This window comes from Streptomyces sp. NPDC051738 (genome assembly GCF_044453205.1).
GTDB lineage: Bacteria > Actinomycetota > Actinomycetes > Streptomycetales > Streptomycetaceae > Streptomyces.
Map to the genome: position 1 here is coordinate 1 of NZ_JBITCM010000056.1, position 1,394 is coordinate 1,394.

Below are 1,394 nucleotides of genomic sequence, written 5' to 3' on the forward strand. Positions count from 1 at the left end.
CAGGGTCATTGCATGTTCGGGATCTGTCCGGGTTCGTCACGTGAGGCCGAGGGTTCGTAGGGGCCGGAGGTAGTCGCGGCCGGCGTGGCGGAGGGCGGCGGCGATGTTGGTCTGGCCGTCCTGGCGTAAGACGCTGATGGCAAGGTTGCGCAGGGAGGCCATGGCGCGGGGCAGGGTGCCGGCGCGGACCTTGGAGTCGTCCTCGCGGAACGTGCGGTCCTGGACGTGGTGCAGGAGGTTCTCGATGCTCCAGTGGCCTCTGATCCAGGTGGCGAGTTCAGTGCAGGTGGCGTCGAAGACGCTCAGGCTGGTGATCAGGTAGACGCGCTCGATGGTCAGCTTCCCGGTGCTCAAGTCGCGTCGCCGCCGTAGGACTTGGATCGCCTGCCGGGCGCCGGGGTAGTCCAGGTGGCTGAACGCGGCGACTTTGAGCCGGCGGATCTCGTCGCGGTGGTGGGCGTGGTCGCGGGTGCGGTGCCCGAGCGGGATGTCCCGCCAGGGCAGCTTCCTGGCCTGGGCGTACAAGCCGGGATGGTTCTTCTTCACGACAGCCACGTAGTGAGCGCCGCGGCCGATCAGATAGGCGCCGTGATCATGCTGGGTGTGCAGGGCGTCGGCGGTCACTACCGCGTTCTGTAGATCCAGGCCGTCCAGCAGGGGTACGAAGGAGGGGATCTCGTTGCTCTTGGAGGCGACCTGCCGCTGGGCCAGGACCGCGCCGTGGTGGTCCATCGCCGCCAGCAGCTGGATCGCCGTGGCGGTCTTGGTCCGCGAACCGCGTACCACCTTGCCGTCGACCGCGATCACCCGCCGCACTGGCCCCGCCTTCGTCTCCGGCTCGGCCGGGGGTGGCGTTCTGGCCTGCAAAAACGCGCCGATCGCCGCGTCCAGCGCATCACCGTCCACACGCTGCAGCAGGCGGCGCACCGTTGCGGCGTGCGGCACCGGTCGCAGACCGGTGGGAGGATCGGCCGCGAAGCCAAGGACACCCAGCGCATACTGCGGGGCATCCGTGATCCACTCGCTGATCGCGATGAGCGAGCGGGCCCCGGTCAGCACCGCCGAGACGGCCGCGCACAGCAACGCGACCGCCGGATACCGCAGTCCCCTCACATCGCGGGGATCGGCGACCAGGATCAGGAAACGCCGCAGGTCAGCGACATCGCTTGAGGTGAGGGAATCAGGCGTGGAGCCCAGTTGCTCCAGCACGGAAGGGATGGGCGATGATGTTCGGGCAGGCACGGTCTCGCTCGGTTCTCATGGGTCTCGACAACCACATGATCACCAGCACTGTGCTTGCCCTGCTCGCCGGGCCCCTTGCCGCACAACGGACATGACGCCACGTCACTCATGAGACCGGCGAACCAGACCCATCCCAATCACGCCATGCCCCC

General features: G+C 68.1%; 1 protein-coding gene. It reads right to left on the reverse strand.

The window, feature by feature from the left end:
* Positions 1–36 precede the first annotated feature (36 nt).
* Positions 37–1,209, reverse strand: a complete 1,173-nt coding sequence (locus tag ACIA8X_RS46855) for an ISAs1 family transposase (RefSeq protein ID WP_393462899.1) — start codon at positions 1,207–1,209, stop codon at positions 37–39.
* Positions 1,210–1,394 lie beyond the last annotated feature (185 nt).